At 46.0% G+C, this 20,386-nt stretch carries 18 protein-coding genes; 11 read left to right on the forward strand and 7 right to left on the reverse strand.

The genetic code is table 11. The features are described from left to right. Nucleotides 1-62 precede the first annotated feature (62 nt). The 3 genes from G395_RS0121260 (at nt 63) to G395_RS0121270 (ending at nt 1,792) form a co-directional block, all read left to right on the forward strand. Nucleotides 63-881 (forward strand): phytanoyl-CoA dioxygenase family protein, encoded by an 819-nt coding sequence (locus tag G395_RS0121260; RefSeq protein ID WP_026631922.1) that lies wholly within the window; start codon nt 63-65, stop codon nt 879-881. Nucleotides 882-959: 78 nt separating this feature from the next. Then, nucleotides 960-1,280: an L-rhamnose mutarotase gene (gene rhaM, locus G395_RS0121265; protein ID WP_026631923.1), complete on the forward strand. Its 321-nt coding sequence runs from the start codon at nt 960-962 to the stop codon at nt 1,278-1,280. A gap of 65 nt (nt 1,281-1,345) precedes the next feature. Further along, entirely contained in the window at nt 1,346-1,792 is a 447-nt protein-coding gene (locus tag G395_RS0121270; RefSeq protein WP_026631924.1) for a barstar family protein, read from the forward strand. Here G395_RS0121270 and pnuC read toward each other — a convergent pair. Together pnuC and G395_RS32195 are read right to left on the reverse strand one after the other, a co-directional pair. Continuing rightward, the gene (pnuC, locus tag G395_RS0121275) at nt 1,774-2,388 is read right to left on the reverse strand and encodes a nicotinamide riboside transporter PnuC (protein WP_026631925.1); all 615 of its coding nucleotides are present in this window, start codon (nt 2,386-2,388) and stop codon (nt 1,774-1,776) included. The two genes, G395_RS0121270 and pnuC, sit on opposite strands and share 19 nt — an antisense overlap. A 52-nt stretch (nt 2,389-2,440) precedes the next feature. Further along, the gene (locus tag G395_RS32195) at nt 2,441-2,626 is read right to left on the reverse strand and encodes a hypothetical protein (protein WP_157486767.1); all 186 of its coding nucleotides are present in this window, start codon (nt 2,624-2,626) and stop codon (nt 2,441-2,443) included. Between the two features lie 42 nt (nt 2,627-2,668). Here G395_RS32195 and mfd point away from each other — a divergent pair, with 42 nt between their 5' ends. Together mfd and G395_RS0121285 are read left to right on the forward strand one after the other, a co-directional pair. Next, nucleotides 2,669-6,022, forward strand: a complete 3,354-nt coding sequence (mfd, locus tag G395_RS0121280; protein ID WP_026631926.1) for a transcription-repair coupling factor — start codon at nt 2,669-2,671, stop codon at nt 6,020-6,022. A gap of 147 nt (nt 6,023-6,169) precedes the next feature. Next, nucleotides 6,170-7,441: an SUMF1/EgtB/PvdO family nonheme iron enzyme gene (locus tag G395_RS0121285; protein ID WP_026631927.1), complete on the forward strand. Its 1,272-nt coding sequence runs from the start codon at nt 6,170-6,172 to the stop codon at nt 7,439-7,441. Nucleotides 7,442-7,496: 55 nt separating this feature from the next. Here G395_RS0121285 and G395_RS0121290 read toward each other — a convergent pair whose 3' ends face one another. Continuing rightward, a complete protein-coding gene (locus tag G395_RS0121290; RefSeq protein WP_026631928.1) occupies nt 7,497-8,189 on the reverse strand; it encodes a ComF family protein in 693 nt (230 codons plus the stop codon). A 48-nt stretch (nt 8,190-8,237) separates the two neighbouring features. Between G395_RS0121290 and G395_RS0121295 the strand changes: the two genes are divergently transcribed. After that, nucleotides 8,238-9,599, forward strand: a complete 1,362-nt coding sequence (locus G395_RS0121295; protein ID WP_026631929.1) for a dihydroorotase — start codon at nt 8,238-8,240, stop codon at nt 9,597-9,599. Here G395_RS0121295 and G395_RS0121300 read toward each other — a convergent pair. The 3 genes from G395_RS0121300 to G395_RS0121310 form a co-directional block, all read right to left on the reverse strand. Further along, nucleotides 9,582-10,007 carry a (deoxy)nucleoside triphosphate pyrophosphohydrolase gene (locus G395_RS0121300; protein WP_026631930.1) on the reverse strand — a complete coding sequence of 142 codons (426 nt, stop codon included), beginning with the start codon at nt 10,005-10,007 and terminating at the stop codon, nt 9,582-9,584. The two genes, G395_RS0121295 and G395_RS0121300, sit on opposite strands and share 18 nt — an antisense overlap. A gap of 83 nt (nt 10,008-10,090) precedes the next feature. After that, entirely contained in the window at nt 10,091-11,116 is a 1,026-nt protein-coding gene (ruvB, locus tag G395_RS0121305; RefSeq protein WP_026631931.1) for a Holliday junction branch migration DNA helicase RuvB, read from the reverse strand. A gap of 53 nt (nt 11,117-11,169) precedes the next feature. Continuing rightward, nucleotides 11,170-13,932: a PKD domain-containing protein gene (locus G395_RS0121310; RefSeq protein ID WP_051350294.1), complete on the reverse strand. Its 2,763-nt coding sequence runs from the start codon at nt 13,930-13,932 to the stop codon at nt 11,170-11,172. 332 nt (nt 13,933-14,264) lie between these two features. On the opposite strand from G395_RS0121310, the gene G395_RS0121315 reads away from it, so the two are divergent. The 3 genes from G395_RS0121315 to G395_RS0121325 all read left to right on the forward strand — a co-directional run bounded on the left by G395_RS0121315 (nt 14,265) and on the right by G395_RS0121325 (nt 17,210). Further along, entirely contained in the window at nt 14,265-15,296 is a 1,032-nt protein-coding gene (locus G395_RS0121315) for a PorP/SprF family type IX secretion system membrane protein (protein ID WP_026631933.1), read from the forward strand. A gap of 99 nt (nt 15,297-15,395) precedes the next feature. Beyond that, nucleotides 15,396-16,187 carry an NIPSNAP family protein gene (locus G395_RS0121320; protein ID WP_035361854.1) on the forward strand — a complete coding sequence of 264 codons (792 nt, stop codon included), beginning with the start codon at nt 15,396-15,398 and terminating at the stop codon, nt 16,185-16,187. A gap of 12 nt (nt 16,188-16,199) precedes the next feature. Beyond that, nucleotides 16,200-17,210 (forward strand): zinc-binding dehydrogenase, encoded by a 1,011-nt coding sequence (locus G395_RS0121325; protein ID WP_026631935.1) that lies wholly within the window; start codon nt 16,200-16,202, stop codon nt 17,208-17,210. Nucleotides 17,211-17,213: 3 nt separating this feature from the next. Here the strand turns inward: G395_RS0121325 and murQ are convergent, their stop codons facing one another. After that, a complete protein-coding gene (murQ, locus tag G395_RS0121330) occupies nt 17,214-18,017 on the reverse strand; it encodes an N-acetylmuramic acid 6-phosphate etherase (protein WP_026631936.1) in 804 nt (267 codons plus the stop codon). Nucleotides 18,018-18,336: 319 nt separating this feature from the next. Between murQ and ilvD the strand changes: the two genes are divergently transcribed. Together ilvD and G395_RS32935 are read left to right on the forward strand one after the other, a co-directional pair. Beyond that, complete coding sequence (gene ilvD / locus G395_RS0121335) at nt 18,337-20,022, forward strand: dihydroxy-acid dehydratase (protein WP_026631937.1); 1,686 nt, start codon at nt 18,337-18,339, stop codon at nt 20,020-20,022. Nucleotides 20,023-20,243: 221 nt separating this feature from the next. Then, the gene (locus tag G395_RS32935) at nt 20,244-20,378 is read left to right on the forward strand and encodes a hypothetical protein (RefSeq protein ID WP_262485400.1); all 135 of its coding nucleotides are present in this window, start codon (nt 20,244-20,246) and stop codon (nt 20,376-20,378) included. Nucleotides 20,379-20,386 lie beyond the last annotated feature (8 nt).

The raw sequence follows: 20,386 nt of genomic DNA on the forward strand, positions 1-20,386 counted from the left end.
TAACCGCCAACAACAAAAGAGCCGAAATTTGAAATTGATTATTCCTAAACTCTTAAAAAGTTATGACGACCAGAACTGCTCCCGATCTGGCTGATTTTAAGGCAATCTCTGAAACAGAAATCCATGCATTTAGAGAAAATGGTCATGTGCTAATCCCTGGCGTGCTGAATGAAGTGGAAGTGTCTCATTACAGGGACATTATCAACGCTGCTGCCACGAAGTTCAACACCGAAAAGCGGAAGCTGGAAGACAGGGACACGTACGGAAAAGCTTTTTTACAGATTACAAATTTGTGGGAAGTGGACAATAACGTGAAGAATTATGCATTGGCCAAACGCTTTGGAAAAATTGCGGCGGATCTTTTGGGAGTAGTGAACGTCAGAATTTACCACGACCAGGCTCTTTATAAGGAGCCTGGCGGTGGCTTCACCCCCTGGCACCAGGACCAATATTACTGGCCTGTCGATACCAACAACACCATTACTATGTGGATGCCGCTGATTGATATAGACGTCGATATGGGCATGCTTACATTTGCTTCGGGGTCTCACCAGGCCGGTTTTGTTGAGAATGTGCCCATTTCCGACGAATCGGAGGCTATGCTTGAAAAATTTATTCAGGATAAGGGTTTCAAAATTGCGCGTGCGCAAACCATGAAAGCGGGCGATGCCACATGGCATTATGGCTGGACGTTGCATTCGGCTCCGGGAAACAAATCGGCTGATACAATGCGTGAAGTAATGACCATTATTTTCGTAGCCGATGGCGCAAAAGTGACGGAGCCTAAAAATAAACACCAGGAAGCCGACCGGCAGCGCTGGATGTGCGGCCAGTCCGCTGGCGAAGTCCTTAATTCTTCACTGAATCCCTTGATCCTTTAAAAAAATCCGTCAGCACGGCATTAGAAAAGTGTTGGCACCTGGCTTAAACAGATTTAGGGTTTAACCAAAATCGCCTTAATGGAGCAGGACAGAATTTCAGCATTCCGGATGCAATTGAAGCCGGGTAATGAGGTAGAATATAAAAAACGCCACGATGAGATCTGGCCCGAGCTGGCGCAACTGCTTAAAGACGCGGGCATTAAGGAATATTATATCTTTCTGGACGAGATTACATTAGCCCTTTTTGCATTCCAAAAATTGGGAAGCAATGATCAGACCGCAGGTTTGGCATCATTGCCAATCATGAAAAAGTGGTGGGATTACATGGCCGATTTAATGGAGGTTAATGCAGACAATTCGCCGCAAACGGTTTCCTGCCCGGAGGTTTTCCGACTTTGACAGCTGATTTACGGTGTTGCAACTTTATTTTTTCTAACTTGCGGCTCTGTAATCCGCCGAAAAATATGAAGAACACACACTTCCTGATCGCCAGGGAGCAATCGGATGTCCGGACCTTGTTTCTGGGCGCATTCATCGCGCAAGTCGATGGCAGCAAAGCTACTTCACTCAAAGATTTTTACCAGGAAATTTCCACAGCCATGCATTTCCCTGAATATGACGGGAAAAATCTCGATGCGCTGGACGAAATGCTGAATGATCTGGAATGGATCAAAGAGCAAAAAGTGATCATTTACATTGAAAATTCGGCTGATTGGCTTGCCAGGGAAAAATCGGAGGAGAAACTGCTTTCGGTGATCGACATTCTGGATGCGACGGCGGAGGACTGGAAATGGATGGATGAGGAAGAAGAAGGAACGCCGAAAAAGGAATTGCAGATCGTTTTCCACGATTCGGAACGCATCCGCACATTGCTTGACGAGCAGGAAATTCCTTACTGGGTTTTGAGCTGAACCAAGTCACGCTTCCATTGTACATAGCCGCCTACTGCCAGCGCGAGAAAAACAGCATATAATATGGCCGTCAGATGCAGGTCTTTGTAAAAATACATGACCACGTAACAGGCATCTGCAATAATCCACAAGATCCAGTTTTCCAGATACTTACGCGCCATCATCCATTGCCCGATCAGGCTGGCGACAGTCAATGCGGAATCGGCATAAGTAAGGCTGGCATCTGTAAATTTGCCTAATAAAAATCCCCACGAAGCCGTTATAGCGATGAAAATCAAGCCGAAAACAGGGTACATCCGAATTGGCGTGCGGGTTACACTGATCCCGTCGTGATTTTTTCCTCCAAATTTCCATATCCACCAGCCATAAATGCTCGTCAGGAAGTAATAACCCTGTAAACCTGTATCGGCATAGAGCCGGACCTGCCAGAAAACGACCGCATACAATACTGCATTTACGATCCCGAAAAACCATCCCCAGACATTCTGCTGCGTATTTAAATAAACACAGATCGCCCCGGTAATAAAGCCCAGTATTTCAAGCCAGGTGGTGGCAATGCCCGCCAGAGAAATGGTTTGATTGAGCCAATCGGTCATATTTTCAGTGCTTTCAATGATTATTCGGCTAAATATATCAGCTCCGGGGCGATTAACAATTTTGTAATTTGCCGTGTTGTGCGTTTCCAGCTATTTTTGTGATAGATAGCACGGTAGGCAAACTGGCAGACATTTGAGATAAGCCGTTTGTGGCAAACATTTTGTGGCAAACATTTTGTATAAAACCGTTGTTATTTAAAATGCCGGTCAGGGAAAATCCTGAAACGGCTTTTTGCATTTACATTCACTTAGCGAACACCGCTTTATTTACGATACATAATTGGAAGTTAAAGACTTACTAACACTCTACAAAGGAGACAGTTATCTCGATATCCTGAGTACGCAAATTGCCTCAAAAGATCCCGAAGCGGCGCATGTACAGATCAAAGGATTGGTAGGGAGCCTGGATGCGGTTGTGGCCGCGTCTATCCAAGAAAAAAAGAAAAGCCCGGCCGTTTACATTTTGAGCGACAGGGAAGAGGCTGCTTATTTTCAGAACGACTTGCAGAATCTGATCGGCAAAACGGAAGTTTTGTTCTACCCGACCTCCTATAAACGCCCTTATCATTACGAGGAAGTGGATAATGCCAATGTCCTCATGCGCGGCGAAATTCTGAACAAGCTGAGCGGCAGCAAATCATTGCCCACCCAAATAGTCACTTATCCGGAAGCATTATTTGAAAAAGTGATCAATAAGCGGTCGCTGAAAGCAAACACATTTTCGGTGAAAGTGGGCGAGAAGCTTGATCCGTCTTTCTTGACAGAGTTTCTGACTAGTTATGGCTTCGAGATTACGGATTTTGTGTTTGAAGCAGGTCAGTTTTCAGTGCGTGGAGGGATTTTGGATGTGTTTTCATTTGCTAATGAGCATCCGTTCCGTATTGAATTGTTTGGCGATGAAGTGGAAAGCATCCGTTCTTTTGACCCGGATACACAGCTTTCAATCGAGAGTGCGAAGCAGATCAACATTGTTCCGGACATTCAGCAGAAATTGTCTCAGGAAACGCGGGAATCGTTCCTTAATTTCTTTGCGCCGGAGACCGTTCTCTGGTTTAAGGATGCCGAGCTGACATTGGAAATCATTGAAAGTTGTTTTGAGAAAGCAGAAAAAGCCTTGCATGAAGTGACCGGAGGCGGCATTCAGATCGTTTCCAATCCACAGGACCTTTTCGAAACGCGGAGGGGATTTCTGAACCAGGTTAAGAAGTTCAAAACCGTTGAATTTGGTAAAAAAGGTTATTTCAAAACAGAAAACAAGCTTCCCTATTCTTCCAAACCGCAGCCTTCATTTAATAAGGATTTCAAAAGACTGCTCGACGACCTTTCGGAAAATCAATCGAAAGGCTATGTCAACATTATCGTTGCTGAGCAGCCCAAGCAGCTCGACCGGCTCGAAAGGATTTTTGAAGACCTGGATCCATTTGTAAAATTCCGCCCGATGCACATTTCGCTGCGGGAAGGATTTGTGGATGATAACTTAAAGGTGGTTTGCTACACCGATCACCAGATTTTTGCGCGTTTTCACAAATACAGGCTCAAAGAAAAATTCAGCAAATCAAAAGCGATCACGCTCAAGGAGCTCAAATCGCTGCATCCGGGCGACTTTGTAACCCATGTGGATTATGGAATCGGCCGCTTCGCCGGCATGGAGCGTAAGGATGTGAATGGCAAGGAACAGGAAGCGATCCGGCTGATTTACAGGGATAATGATCTCCTTTATGTAAGTGTCCATAACCTACACAAGATCGCAAAATATACAGGTAAGGAAGGCACACCGCCTGCCATGAGCAAGCTAGGCTCAGGCGAGTGGGAAGCCAAAAAATCGAAGGTTAAGAAGCAGCTCAAAGACATTGCGCACGAGCTCATAGCGCTTTATGCCAAACGTCGCCAGGCACCGGGTTTCCCGTTCTCGCCAGACAATTATATGCAAGCGGAATTGGAATCGTCCTTTTTATACGAGGACACGCCCGACCAGGCCACGGCGACAGCCAATGTAAAAGAGGATATGGAAAAAGCGCATCCGATGGACCGGCTGGTTTGTGGGGATGTGGGTTTTGGTAAAACAGAAATTGCGATCCGTGCGGCATTCAAGTCGGTTTGCGACAGCAAGCAAGTGGCCGTTCTGGTTCCTACGACCATTTTGGCGATGCAACATTATAAGACATTCAGTGAGCGTCTGGCCGATTTCCCTGCGAAAGTGGGTTATATCAATCGTTTTAAATCGACGAAGGAAATTAAGGAAACATTAAAAGAAGCCGAAGAAGGCAAAATTGACATATTGATAGGCACGCACCGCATTCTAAATAAGGATGTGAAATTCAAGGATTTGGGACTTCTAATTGTTGATGAAGAACAGAAATTTGGGGTTAAAGCCAAAGACAGATTAAAGGAAATGCGTGTGAATGTGGACGTGCTGACCCTAACGGCAACGCCAATCCCGAGAACATTGCATTTCTCCCTTATGGGCGCTCGCGACCTTTCTGTTATCGCGACGCCACCTCCTAACCGTCAGCCGGTTACGACGGAAGTGCATACATTCAGTGAAGAATTTATCCGCGATGCGATCAGCTTTGAAGTGCAGCGCGGCGGACAGGTTTTCTTCGTCCATAATCGCGTGAATGACATTGAATCCATTGCTAACATTGTTTTACGCCTCGTTCCCGATGTGCGCATAGGCATCGCGCACGGGCAAATGGACGGTGATAAGCTCGAAAAAGTAATGGTCAATTTCATCGAAGGTGAATATGACGTGCTTGTTTCGACCAACATTATTGAGTCCGGGATTGACATTGCAAATGCTAACACGATCATTATCAATTCAGCGCATATGTTCGGTTTGTCGGATCTGCACCAGATGCGGGGACGTGTGGGACGTTCCAATAGAAAGGCATTTTGCTATTTGCTAACGCCTTCTGTTTCCACATTGGCAAGCGATTCGCGGAAGCGTTTGCAGACATTGGAAGAGTTTTCTGAGTTGGGAGACGGTTTCAAGGTGGCTATGCGCGATTTGGATATTCGCGGAGCAGGAAACTTGCTGGGTGCGGAGCAGAGCGGTTTTGTGAATGATCTGGGTTATGAGCTTTATCACAAAATGCTGGATGAAGCCGTTTCAGAATTGAAGAATAATGAGTTTAAGGATCTGTTCTCCAATGCCTTAGGCCTGCCTTCCAAGTTGGTTCCGGATTGCCAGATCGAAACCGATTTTGCGACACTGATTCCTGATGATTATGTCAAAAATATTTCAGAGAGATTGTCGTTATATACCCGCCTCGATAACATTTCGACGGAAGAGGAGCTTGCCAAATTCGAGAAAGAGATCCTCGACCGGTTTGGCCCGGTTCCTGGCGAAGTGGAAGATCTGTTGAAAACCGTTCGTTTGCGTTGGGAAGCAGAGCTTTTGCACTTCGAAAAATTAACTTTGAAAAGCAATACATTGAAAGGCTACTTCGTTACTTCGCAGAACGACGAATTCTTTCAGTCTCCGAAGTTCGGACAGGTGATTGATTACATTAAACAACACCCAAGAAAAATTGCTTTAAAAGACCAGAAAGGCAAGTTAATGCTTATTTGTGAAGACATTAAAAGCATTGAGCAAGCTCGGAAAGTCCTGATGGAGATGACCGGGTCACGCTGACCGGGTCACATTAAAGGGGTTATTTGATTAATACAAATGTGACCAATAATTGATTTTTAAAAATAATTTCTTTTCATTTCTTACATTTGCGATTTCGCATACTATAAAAATACCAAACACTTAAGTCACTTTAAAGCAATGATTTGCATGCATAAGATGGGTATCCGGTCGATCGCGTTGATTCTGATTGTGTTATTAGCGGCTACTGCCTGTAGTAAAAAGAAACGACCGACCAGTCTTAAACCTGGTAAAACAAGCTCTAAAACGGGTTTGGCTTACAATGGCAAAGACGGGTTCGAGGTTAAACAGTACAAAGCATTGCCAGCAGGCCCCGACCTTGTTTATATCGAAGGCGGCCGGTTTACAATGGGTTCTTTGGAAGAGGAAGTGATGGGAAGACGGGACAATCCAAAGCGTACTGTCAGTATCCAATCATTTTACATGGACCAGACAGAGGTGGCAAATGTCCATTATCTTGAATATCTAAACGCAGTTCAAAGAGATTCATCTGAGGAATTTTACAGTAAAGCATTGCCTGATACCAACGTTTGGTACAATGAATTATCATTCAACGATTCATATGTAACCATGTATTTGCGTCACCCGGGATTCCGTTTGTATCCGGTTGTGGGTGTGTCGTGGGTTCAGGCAAATGATTATTGTGCTTGGAGAACGGCGGCAGTGAGTCAGGCTAACAATACAGCCGGACAAGCAGCAGCGGGTCCTAAGAAGAAAAAAGGCTTCTCTTTTGGCAAGAAGAAAAAAGATGCAGCAGCGGCAGACGCGGCAGTTGCAGCGACGGATGCACCGGCACCACAGCTTAGAATTGAAAGTGGTTATGTAATGCCTCCTTACCGTCTTCCAACAGAAGCAGAATTTGAATATGCTGCGATTGCGATGATCGGGACACAGTATTCTGATGAAAACCAATCCAACCAGCGTATTTATCCATGGGACGGTTCCACAATGCGTCAGCCACGTGGCCGTAAGCAGGGAACAATGCTTGCCAACTTCAAACGTGGTCCCGGTGACTATGCAGGTATCGCAGGTAAATCCAATGACGGAGCGATCATTACACAAGAAATTCGCTCGTATCCTGCCAACGACAATGGTCTTTACGACATGGCTGGAAACGTAAGCGAATGGGTTTATGACGTTTATCGTCCGCTTTCAAACAGCGATGTAAATGATTTGAACTCTTTCCGTCGCGATGGATATCAGGATGAGGCTAAAAATTACGATAACAAAAACAGCAACTCCCTGGTTAACGATAACTTGAGAGTTTACAAAGGTGGTTCCTGGTCTGACGTTGCATACTGGTTATCCCCAGGAACACGTCGCTACATGGATCAGGATTCAGCAACAGCAATGGTAGGTTTCCGTTGCGCAATGATTGCCACTGGAAGTCGTAAAGAATAGGATTAGAGTTTATAAGGATATATAGGAAGGCGTTGCTTATCGAGCAACGCCTTTTTTAATGTTCCGCCAATGCAATGGTTAGGATTGTGAATGACTTGCAGCCTGCGAGTTTTAATGTCTGCACGCATTCTTCCAGCGTCGCGCCGGTGGTCAGCACATCGTCTATAATGACTACGTGTTTGTAATCAATGCGCTCTTTCACGGCGAAGACGCCTTTTACATTCTCCCGCCGTTCTGTTTTGCTTTTGCCCGTTTGCGTGGCGGTGTGTTTTGTTCGTTCCAAAATCGTTGCTGACCAGGGAATTCCCGTTGCCTTTGCGAAGCCTTCCGCTAGTAAATCGCTTTGATTATAACCTCTTGATTTCTTTTTCTTAGCATGTAAAGGCACGCTAATGATCATTTCGGCTTCTGGAAGCATTCCTGCTGTCATCATTTCCTGCCCAAACATAAATCCCAGCAGCAACCCCACATCTTGATTTCCTTTGTATTTCAATGCATGCAGCAGGCGCTGCACTTTTCCTTTTTTGGTAAAAAGTAAGAATGAATGCGTTAAAGCCACTTCGGGAACATTTACAAATTTGTAATGAATGACATCCTGATGCAGACCTTTCAGATGAATCCTGGGTAGGGAAATCATGCAGGATGTGCAAATAATGGCTTCGTTACCGACGAGCGAGCTGTCGCAGGCTTCGCAGCATCTGGGGAAAATGAGGTCGGTGAAATCACTTAAAAATTTTTTCAGATTCATTTTTGTTTGTTTTAAATAACTTTGCATCACATCAAAATTCACCCCCGAATGACCACGCTGATCGTAAATGCACAAGTTGTCAATGAGAATGAGATCCATGAGTTTGACGTAATTATTGAAAATGGTCACATTCAAAGGATCGGAAAAGATTTACAGCACATTGCGACGGATCAGGTCATTGATGCAAAAGGGCAGTATCTGATGCCTGGGGTGATCGACGATCAGGTGCATTTCCGGGAGCCGGGGCTGACTTACAAGGCGAATATTTACACTGAATCCAAAGCAGCCGTTGCAGGCGGCGTGACGTCGTTTATGGAAATGCCGAATACGGTTCCCAACACGCTTACGCAGGCGCTTCTGGCAGATAAATACAAGATCGGCGCGGATACTTCACTGGCCAATTATTCCTTTTTCATGGGCGCTTCCAATGATAATTATGAGGAAGTAATGAAGACCAATCCGGCCGAAGTTTGCGGGATCAAGATCTTTATGGGCTCGTCAACGGGCAATATGCTTGTGGATGCGCCGGAGGTTTTGGAAAAAATATTTGCAAACGCGCCCTGCATCATCGCCACGCATTGTGAAGACGAGCCAACCGTGCGGCAGCGGATGGAGCATTTCAAAGAAAAATACGGCGAGAATGTGCCTTACAACATTCACGCATTGATAAGAAACGAGGAAGCGTGTCTGAAATCATCCACATTCGCGAGCGGACTGGCGCATAAGCACGGCACGAAGCTGCACATCCTGCACATTTCGACGGGTGACGAGGTCGTCCTTTTTGAACCGGGAATCAGGAAAAACGGACAGATCCTGCTCAGTGACGGAACGCCAAAATTAGTAACAGCCGAAGCCTGCGTGCATCATTTATGGTTTGATGCGGAGGATTATCACACATTAGGAAACAAAATCAAATGCAACCCCGCCATCAAGGCACCGCATCATAAGGAAGCGATTCTACAAGCTGTTTTGGACAACCGCATCGATGTAATCGCAACGGACCACGCGCCGCACACGATTGAAGAAAAGGCGCAAGGTTACTGGCAAGCGCCATCGGGCTTGCCTTTGGTGCAGCATACATTGAATGTCATGCTGGAATTGAATAAAGCCGGAAAAATTTCGATTGAAAGAATTGCTGAAAAAATGAGCCACGCCGTTGCCGACTTATTCCAGATCAGCAAACGCGGTTATATACGTGAAGGTTACTGGGCAGACTTGATTTTGGTGGACACAAATGCGCAAACGACCGTGGAGCCGGGCAACATTTATTCAAAATGCGGCTGGTCGCCTTTTGAAGGCGTGAATTTTCAGTCCAAGGTGACCCATACATTCGTGTCGGGGAACCTGGTTTACGAAAACGGGAAATTTAATGAAGGTCAAAAGGGGCAGCGATTACTTTTCAATCGCTAGGTAGTTGTAATAATTGTCAATCACATTCAAGTCGGCTTCCGTCCAGTCGAGCGCAGGTAGTTCGGCTGGTGTAAGCCATAGGATCTGTTCGTGCTCGGTTAATGTGATATCAAGTGTTTTGAGTTTGCAAACGAAAGGAACGAGGATAATTTCGCGCCAGCCCTGATCTTTGGAAGTTTCGGGCAGCCGGTCAATTATTTCAATTTCAACATTAAGCTCTTCGATAATTTCGCGGGCGAGTGTTTCTTCGTCCGTTTCGCCTTTCTCCTGCTTGCCGCCGGGGAATTCCCATTGCAAAGGGAAAGATAATGCAGCGCTACGTTGTCCAGCCAGTACTTTTCCATTATGTTCAATCACAGCACAGGGCACTCTCACAACCAATTTTTCGGAAACCAGTACTTCAATCATAGAGGCGGGTAGTAATTTACCGCAAAAATACTACTTTCAATGTTAATTCGCGATTAATTCTTAAAACTTCGCGGAGTATTTAATTAAAAAAGTTCGCCTGAACGATACGTAGGCAGAATCCCTAAGTGCTTGTAAGCCTTCTCCGTAACCTCCCGTCCGCGCGAAGTCCGTTTCATATAACCTTCCTTGATCAGGAATGGCTCGTACACTTCCTCAATCGTCTCCGCTTCCTCGCCGCAAGCCGTCGCGATGGTGGAAATTCCAACCGGTCCGCCTTTGAACTTTTGAATGATGGTTGATAAAATCCGGTTATCCATTTCATCCAGCCCATTCTGGTCCACATCCAGGGCAAGCAAGGCGATTTCCGCGATTTCAACAGTCACGCGGCCATTGCCTTTCACCTGTGCAAAATCACGTGTACGACGCAAAAGATTGTTGGCAATACGAGGCGTTCCGCGGCTGCGGCGGGCGATCTCATAAGCAGCATCTTCTTCCAATGGCGTGCCGAGAATGGCGGCAGAGCGTTTTAAAATGGTGGATAAAAGCTGCGCATCGTAATATTCAAGGCGTGCATTGATGCCAAATCTTGCTCGTAAGGGCGAAGTTAGCATGCCGGCACGTGTGGTGGCGCCGATTAATGTAAAGGGGTTTAATCCAATCTGAATGCTGCGTGCATTAGGCCCGCTATCGAGCATAATGTCGATTTTGTAATCCTCCATGGCTGAATAAAGATATTCTTCAACGATGGGATTCAGTCGGTGGATTTCATCAATGAACAGGACGTCGTGCTCCTGCAAGTTGGTTAGTAAGCCTGCCAAATCGCTGGGTTTGTCCAGAACCGGGCCGGAAGTGATCTTGATTCCTGCGCCAAGCTCGTTGGCTACAATGTTGGACAAGGTTGTTTTTCCCAATCCCGGAGGGCCGTGCAGCAGAACGTGATCGAGCGCATCGCCACGCTGACGAGCGGCCTGTACAAAGATTTTAAGGTTTTCGAGTATTTTGTCCTGACCCGTAAAGTCATCAAAAGTAAGCGGACGCAATGCCCGCTCGATTTCTTTTTCAGTATTGGAAAGATTTTCTTTATCTCCGGACAAATAATCCTGACGCATAATAATCGGCTAAATAAACAAAAAAATACTCGTTTTAATCTGCAAAAAGAAGCTTACCGGATGATCATTACCGACCCGCGCTTCACATTTGGGGCGCGCTCGGGATAGTAAAGCGCTTCGTAGGAGATCACATAAGGATAGGCTCCTGGCTGCACTTTTTGGCCTTTATAGGTTCCGTCCCAGCGGTCTTCAATGTTCGTAGAAGCATAAATCACTTCACCCCAGCGGTTGTAAATGCGGATTGAGAAATTGGTATAATAGGCCCCGAAAATTTCCAGGATCTCATTGTGACCTTCCCCATCCGGTGTGAATGCATCCGGAATGAAGAACCTTGGCTCGCAACGATCCACAACTTCCGTTGTTTGTTGCGCTACGCAACCTTCTTTATTCACAGCGATAACCGTGTAAATTCCTTCCGCGCCCACTGTCACCGTGCGCGTGGTGTCGCCGGAATGCGGCCATTCGTAGGATTGCACCCCCTGCCCATTCGCATCCAGGATAACAGACTGCCCATCCGGAATACAGATCGCATATTCAGGCAAAAGATTTAAAATCGGTGAAGGACGCTCGCCAACCTGGATGGTGTCGGAGTTATAGCAATCATTGCGGTCTTTTACGATCACAAAATAAGAACCTGGCTGGGCCACTGTAATGTCGCGCGTATCCTCGCCAGTGCTCCAATTAAACTCGATCCACCTTTCACTTGGCACAGTTAGGACGATGGAACTGTCGCGGCATAATGTCGTGTCGGGTCCGATGCTCACTGCTGGCGGGCGGCGTAATGTGATTTCAATGGTGTCGGCAGAGAAACATTCGCCTTGCGGGCCGTTGAAGGCCACGGCGATGTAACGTCCGGTTGTAGTTGCGTTGTAAGTTTTTCCACGTCCTACCACTCTTCCTCGGTTGATCCAGGCATAAACCTCAGCCTGAACGCCCATATCCAAAGGCACAAATGCACCGCAAGTGTCTTTATCAGCACCCAGATTAATTGGAGGGGGCGTTTCGAAAATTACCACTTCCTGCACAATCGTCGTATCCTTACATTTGTTGGTCGCACGCATGCGGACCATGTAAGTGCCTGGCTTCGTGTACGTGTAAGTTGCTTTTTGTTCTTTGGATGGTGCAGTGAAGCTTCCGTCTCCCAGGAAATCCCATTGATAAGTGTCTTCTATCGGATCGCAAATCGGGCTAGCTTCGAATGTGGTAGGTTCGTTCGTACAAAAACCATTTGCCTCAAAACCAGGTCCCGACGATTCCTGCGTGAAATCCTGCACCATATTCGGCAAGCCCAGCTGACTTTTTTTGCCGCCCAAACTCACGCCATCCCGCTCATATTCAACGCCCGTTAGTGAATTTCCCTCCGGCTCGCCTATGACCGCCAGATATTCGCTGCCCTCAATGGCCATATAAATCCTGCCATCCGGCCCGAACTGCAATGCGCCGAACTTTCGATTGGCGGAACTGTCAATGGTGATGGCGGTTTCCGTCAGCAAACTGTCGGGCAAAGTGAGGTCATACTGCTTCAGATAAGAACTGGTGCCGTTTTCACCCGAAAACGAAATGTACATCTTCTCCCCGCTGGGCGAAAATTCGATTCCATACGCTATGGGCGGCGCGACTCCCAGATCCACCGTTTTATCATAGGTTAATGTGCCCGTTGAGTCATTGAAACTGAACAATTCAACATAATTTTTAGGCGGACCGGGAATGATCACAGCCAGTCGGCGCTGCCCTGTCGCACTGTCGGGCGATGAGAATTTCATATAACCTTCGGCTTTTCCGAGGCTGTCATGCTTCATTCCCAACTCAGGTGCGCTGGATTCGATCAAACCACCGGTTGTGGCGTGGAAAATGCGGAATTTGTTGGTGCCGTAATCGTGGGAAATCACCCAGTAAGTGCTGTCGCGGTCATTACGGGCAGACACTATACGTTCGGTCGTAGGCTGCTGTAATAATGTATTGGTTTCAATAATCGCGCCCAGGCCATTGTTCCGGCGCATATCCACAACGCTTTTCGTCAGCAGCTTTTCACCGTTGATATCAGAAGTTGTAAACACATTGAACAAGTATTCACAACCCTTACAAGTGGGCTGAGGGACAATGAGGACGGATTGCGTGGAATTCGGACTTCCTTTCAACGGCGGACAATTGGGCTGTTCGAAACAGGGCATAGGGTCGCCATTCTTGTTCCAGACCGTTATACCATCGGAATAAAACAGCAATTGACCTTTGGAATTGGCTATGGATGAGGTTCCTTCTGGTGTATTCAGCTTACCATCGGTGATCGGCGTGGGCGGTGTATTTGAGAAATCAAGGCCTGCATTGCCACCAAAAAACCATTTCGCGCCTTCCTGGTTTGATGGCTCCATACAGATCTTGACATTGATCCGGTCCTGGATTTTACAGCCATTGGGCAAAATCACTTCCACCGAATAACAGCCTGAACTATCGACATTTAAGGTCTGTGTCGTGTCGCCTTTTGGATACCAGACATATCGGGCGCCATCGGGTGCGCCGTTGGGATAGGGATCAAGTATTAATGTGTCGCCCGGGCAAATCGTTGTATCTGTTTTCCATTGCTGAAAAGCAGGCGGTAATTCACCGATCTGTACGACTTTGGAAACCGTTTGCTGAGCGCCGCCTCTCAATGTTCTTAACAATGTAACTGTGTAAGAGCCAGGGGCTAAGTAGGAATGTTGTGCAATGCGCCGCGTGTCTGTTGCACCGCCTTCGCCAAAAGTCCATTGCCACGCAACGGCCGTGCTGAGCGTATCGCTGAATGTAGTCGAGTCGGCTTCGCAATCAGGATTCTGCATGCATTGTCCGTCGACTACGAACTGTGCATTAGCACACACTGTGGTCAGCAGGAGCAGAAAAAATGTTAAATAAAATATTTGTTGGTACTTATTATAAAATCGCCCCATGTTTCGTTACTAGTTCAAACACCCCACGCCACCACAATTAATATTCGGATTACCTGACACTACTAACGAAAATAAAATGTTAAAATTTTGTGCGGTAATGTCGTAAAAACCACTCTAATTTGAATATTAATACGCAATTTGATGATATTTTGTGAATTTAATTTTGTATTTTTTTTGAGCCTGTTTTCCTCCCGCTTTTAAACTTGCGGCAATAAGAAATATTTATGACAAAGCGTTTACTTCTCCTTTTTGTACTGACACTGCTTTGCCTGAAAGGTTGGAGCCAGGACCCCCAGTTTTCTCAATTTTATGCCAATCCGTTATATCTGAACCCTGCTTTGGCAGGTGGTGCGCTCGCGCCGCGTGCGACGATCAATTACAGGAACCAATGGCCGTCACTTTCAGCTAATTTCGTGACAACCTCTTTTGGTGCAGATGTATTTTTGCCTAACTACAACAGCGGTTTGGGCGTTTTGGTAACGATGGACAGCCAGGGTTTGGGTAATTTAAAATCAACCGACATTGCGCTTCAATATTCCTATCAGATCCAATTGAATGATGTTACTTCATTAAGATTGGGAATTCAGGGCGGATTTGTTTCCCGAAAACTGGATTATTTCGGACTGACTTTCGGAGATCAATATGACAATGGTGGGCTTACGGGTCGCCCTTCGGATGACCCATTCGCCTTAGGCGGTCCTAACGTGAATTATGCTGATTTTGGGTCTGGGTTAATGTTGTATTCAGATTGGTATTGGGCAGGCATTTCGGCGCACCATTTGAACCGTCCTAACCAGGCATTTTCATCGCTGACCGAAGCAAGGCTGCCAATGAAAACCAGTTTCCAGGCCGGATTAAGGATTCCTTTCGCTGGTTATACATTCCTTGGGGATGAAATTGATAAGGAAAAAACAATTTCGCCTGCCATTATGTACAAAAAGCAAGGCAAATATGATCAGTTTGATGCCGGCTTATATGCGACCATTGAGCCGTTGGTTTTAGGGGTTTGGTATCGCGGCATTCCTTTCAAAAAATACGAGCAGAACATTAATAATCATGAATCGCTGGTGTTCTTGGCAGGATATCGCCAGGACAAATTTTCAATCGGTTATAGTTACGACTTAACCATTTCTACATTAGGCGCTAGCAGTGGTGGTGCGCATGAGATTTCGCTCTCGTATGTGTTTGATCCTATCGAGTCTAAACCCAGAAGGAGTAAGAGCAGCAAACGGCAGCTTTCTTGTCCGAAGTTCTAAAACAGGTTGTTGGTAAATTATTTTCGTGGCGTATAGCGGTAGAAAGCATTTTAGTAGACTTTTTCCTACAATTATCCACCTATTACCTTTACCAAAACGATGATAAGTTACTTGAAGAGCGGTTTTTTTACCGCAGTATTTTTGTTGGCAGCCGTATTAAGCATTGCAGCTGCTCCTCCCAAAAGAGAATTTTACGAGATTAGAATTTATCAACTCAAAAACGCTGAACAAGGAACGCGTGTTGAAAATTATCTCAAAGACGCTTACATTCCTGCCATGCACCGCGCCGGAATTAAAAATGTGGGTGTGTTCAAGCCAGTTGCTTCTGATACAGCTGCCGCTGGGAAACTGATCTACGTTTTCACACCTTTGAAATCCCTGGAACAACTGCTTGAACTGCCTAAAACGCTTGCCAAAGATGCAGCCTACGCATCTGCCGGAAAGGACTACATTGATGCTGATTACAAGAATGCGCCTTACGCTCGTTATGAAACAATTGTGCTGCAAGCATTTACAGGAATGCCGATGCACAAGAAGCCAGGCTTAACCGGCCCAAAAGCAGACCGCGTTTATGAACTGCGCAGCTACGAAGGTCACACAGAAAAAATTTATCAGAACAAAGTAAAAATGTTCAATGACGGCGGCGAAGTGCCTCTTTTTGAGCGACTTGGTTTTAATGCGGTTTTCTATGCGGAAGTAATTGCCGGAAGTCACCAGCCGAATTTGATGTACATGACCACATTTGAGAACAAAGCTTCCCGTGACGAACATTGGAAAGCGTTCAGTGCCGATGCAGAGTGGAACAAGTTGAAAGTGAACCCGGAATATCAAAACAACGTTTCGAAGAATACTAGCTTTTTCCTGACGCCAACGGATTACTCTGACATTTAAAATCCCGAATGAATGAAAGCTGCTGTCATTAAAAATCTTCACGAGCCTTTGGTTATAGAAGAAGTTGAAAAACCACAGGCTGGTTCGGGCGAGGTGATAGTTCAATTAAAAGCAGCTTCATTAAATCACCGCGACGTCTGGATCCAAAAAGGACTTTATCCCAAAATCACGACACCCATCATCCCCGGTTCCGATGGCGCTGGTATTGTAAGTGAAGTGGGCGAAGGTGTTGATCCGGCATGGATCGGCAAGGAAGTGCTTATTAACCCATCGCATAATTGGGGTGATAATCCGGCTTTTTACGGAGCGGATCATAAAATATTAGGCTTGCCGGATAACGGGACTTTTGCTGAGTTTGTCAAAGTAGAGGCCCGTTATCTGGTCAAAAAGCCAGCTTATCTTTCTTTTGAGCATGCCGCAACATTGCCGCTTGGCGCGTTGACGGCGTGGCGTGCGCTGCATACACGCGCGAATTTTCAGTCGGGCGATAAAGTTTTGGTGACGGGTGCGGGCGGAGGCGTTGCACTTTTTGTCATTCAGTTCGCCATTGCGGCAGGAGCGGAGGTTTGGGTTACTTCCGGTTCAGATCAAAAAATTCAAAAAGCGATTGAATTGGGCGCCAAAGGCGGGATCAACTATAAAAATCCAACCTGGTTCAGAGATTTGTTAGTCAAAGCAAGGGGTCCGAAGCTGGGCTATTTTAATGTTATTATCGACAGCGCAGGCGGTGCAGGATTTGCGAAATTAATTGACATTGCCGCTCCCGGCGCCAGAATTTGCTTCTATGGCGGCGGAACCGGCAACATTACCGACATTGTTCCAGCGAAAGTTTTTTTCAAACAACTCAACATTCTTGGCACAACCATCGGAACCGAATCCGAATTCAATGACATGATCCAGTTTGTCGAAGAAAAACAAATAATCCCCATCATAGACACTATTTTCGCATTAGACGAAGCCGAAAAGGCATTGCGCTTAATGGATTCCGGGCAGCAGTTTGGAAAAATTGTCTTAAAAATCTAGCATTTATTTTTGCACAGATTCAATTGCCCCGCGAACGCTTCCGTATTGATTCAACAACTTCTCAGCTTCCGCAGCATCGACATTCAACTCGTCAATGATCATTTGCTGCGCGCGATTCACCAGTTTTTCATTGGTAAGCTGCATGTCGATCATTTTATTGCCTTTCACTTTGCCTAAGCGGATCATTACTGCCGTTGAAATCATGTTTAGAACCAATTTCTGAGCGGTTCCAGATTTCATACGTGTGCTTCCGGTTAAAAACTCAGGGCCTACAACCACTTCCACGGGAAATTCCGCCGCTTTGGCAACGGGTGAGCCATCATTGCAAACTACGCATCCGGTTAGCAAACCCGCTTTTTGCGCCTCATTCAAGCCACCAATTACATATGGCGTGCGGCCAGAAGCTGCTATGCCTATTAATGTGTCATTTTCATTCAATTGATAAGGCGCCAGATCCAGCCATGCCTGGTTCCAGTCATCTTCTGCATTTTCAACCGCTTTGCGAATCGCTTTATCGCCGCCCGCAATGATTCCTACCACCAGATCAAACGGAACACCGAATGTAGGCGGGCATTCCGACGCATCTACAACGCCTAAGCGGCCGCTCGTGCCTGCGCCGATGTAAAATAATCGTCCGCCCCGCTGCATACGCGGCACAATTTGCGATACCAGCGCTTCAATTTGCGGGATGGCTTTTTCAACTGCATTCGGGACTGTTTTATCTTCCTTATTGATAGAAAACAAAATATCCTGAACGCTCATTTTTTCGAGATCCTGGTAATTGGAAGACGATTCGGTGGTTAGCATAGTTATGGATTTTACGATGGTCAAAATTAAATATTTTCCTGAAACATCCTTCACCAAACATTAATTTGGTATTTATCTCAGAATATCTTCAAAAAATCGCGTGAATGTTTGGAAAATAGAAAGATACGCTTCTAATTTGTACCACAAACAAAAAATCAGCGAAATTTCGCTAGACTTGATAGTTACGCTAATGAAATTCATTTTAATCGTCCCAGTTCTAATTCTAGTCACGCGTTAGCGTGAGTGAGGACGATTGCATAAAACCTGGCACCTCACTCACCGCACTGAATGAGGTGTTTTTATTTACAACATATTCACCATGGCAACAGAACTGAACAGATTTTCTAAAACCCTTACACAAGAAGTAACTAATCCGGCAGCGCAGGCTATGCTTTACGGCATTGGGTTGAAAGAAGAAGATTTTGCGAAACCACAAATCGGGATTGCGAGCACAGGTTATGAAGGAAACCCTTGTAATATGCACTTGAACGGGCTTTCCGTTTATGTGAAACAAGGGGTTACTGCCAATGATATGGTGGGTTTGATCTTCAACACAATCGGTGTTTCCGACGGAATGACGAACGGAAATGATGGGATGCGTTATTCATTGCCAAGCCGTGACATTATTGCGGATTCAATTGAAACCGTGGTTTCTGCGCAATGGTATGACGGTGTGATTGCGGTTGTGGGTTGTGACAAAAATATGCCCGGGGCCGTGATGGCGATGGCGCGTATTGATCGCCCTGCGATTATGGTTTACGGCGGAACAATCCGTTCAGGACATTATAAAGGACAAAAACTGGATATCGTTTCTGCATTTGAAGCGCTTGGAAAGAAGTTTGCGAACAACATTTCGGACGAAGATTTCAAAGGCGTTATCCAAAATTCAATTCCTGGTCAGGGCGCTTGTGGTGGCATGTACACGGCAAACACGATGGCGGCTTCGATTGAGGCAATGGGAATGAGCTTGCCATTCAGCAGTTCTTACCCGGCTACGCACGAAGGAAAGCAGGAAGAATGCAAGAAAATCGGCGCGGCGATGAAAAAGCTTTTGGAGCTGAACATTACACCAAAAGAAATCATCACTAAAAAGTCGCTCGAAAACGCATTAACCGTGGTTATGGCGCTTGGTGGTTCTACCAACGCAGCATTACACTTCCTGGCAATCGCCCGTTCTGCGGGTCTGTGGTTGACATTAGACGACATTCAGGCGATTTCAGATCGCACACCGTTTATCGCAGATTTGAAGCCAAGCGGTAAATATTATATGGAAGATATTTTGGCGATCGGCGGGGTGCCTGCGATTACTAAATATTTGTATTCCAAAGGCTTGATCCACGGAGATTGCATTACAGTAACCGGTAAAACAGTTGCAGAAAACCTCGCAGAAGCGCCAGATCTTGATTTTGATACACAAAAAATGGTTTTCCCATTAGAGCAAGCCATCAAATCAAGCGGTCACATACAGATCATGTATGGTAACCTGACGCCAACAGGCGCGGTTGCGAAGATTACTGGAAAAGAAGGAATGACCTTCGACGGCGAAGCAAAGGTTTGCGAGCACGAATCGGAGATCATTACCATGCTTTCACAAGGTGAAATTAAAGAAGGACACGTGGTTGTAATTCGCAATGCCGGTCCGAAAGGCGGCCCGGGCATGTCGGAAATGTTGAAACCAACATCGGCTGTAATGGGAGCAGGACTTGGCGACAAGATCGCATTAATTACAGACGGTCGTTTCTCCGGCGGAACACACGGATTCGTAGTGGGCCACATTACACCGGAAGCATTCGACGGCGGACCGATCGCGTTAGTAAAAGACGGCGACCGCATTTCCATCGACGCCAACACACGCCAGCTAACCTTGCACATTTCCGACGAAGAAATGGCAGCCCGCAAAGCGGCTTGGGTGCAGCCTGCTCCGAAGTTTACAAAAGGAATGCTGGGAAGATACATCAGAACCGTAAAATCCGCCGCCGAAGGCTGCGTAACGGACGAAGCGTAAACGAATTAGCTTATGGAAAGCGAATTTAAATTAGACAGGACAGCATTTCACGCGGGATCTCATCAGGAAACCGAAGCGTATTATGCTAAAAATCAGCCAAAAACGTCGAAGGAGAGGTTACAAGCTGCCAATTACCTGAATAGTGTCGCTTTTCGGTTTGATATAAATAATCCGCCGAGAATCGACAGAACAACCTTCTCTATGCGGAAACACACATTATAATGGCAAATATCTTCAATGATGATTTTCATGACTTTTTGAAATCATTAAATGAATGTCAGGTCGAATACATAGTAGGAGGTTATTCGGTTATCGTTCATGGTTATTCCAGAACCACTGGTGACATGGATATTTAGGTTAACAA

The organism is Dyadobacter alkalitolerans DSM 23607, from assembly GCF_000428845.1.
GTDB lineage: Bacteria > Bacteroidota > Bacteroidia > Cytophagales > Spirosomataceae > Dyadobacter > Dyadobacter alkalitolerans.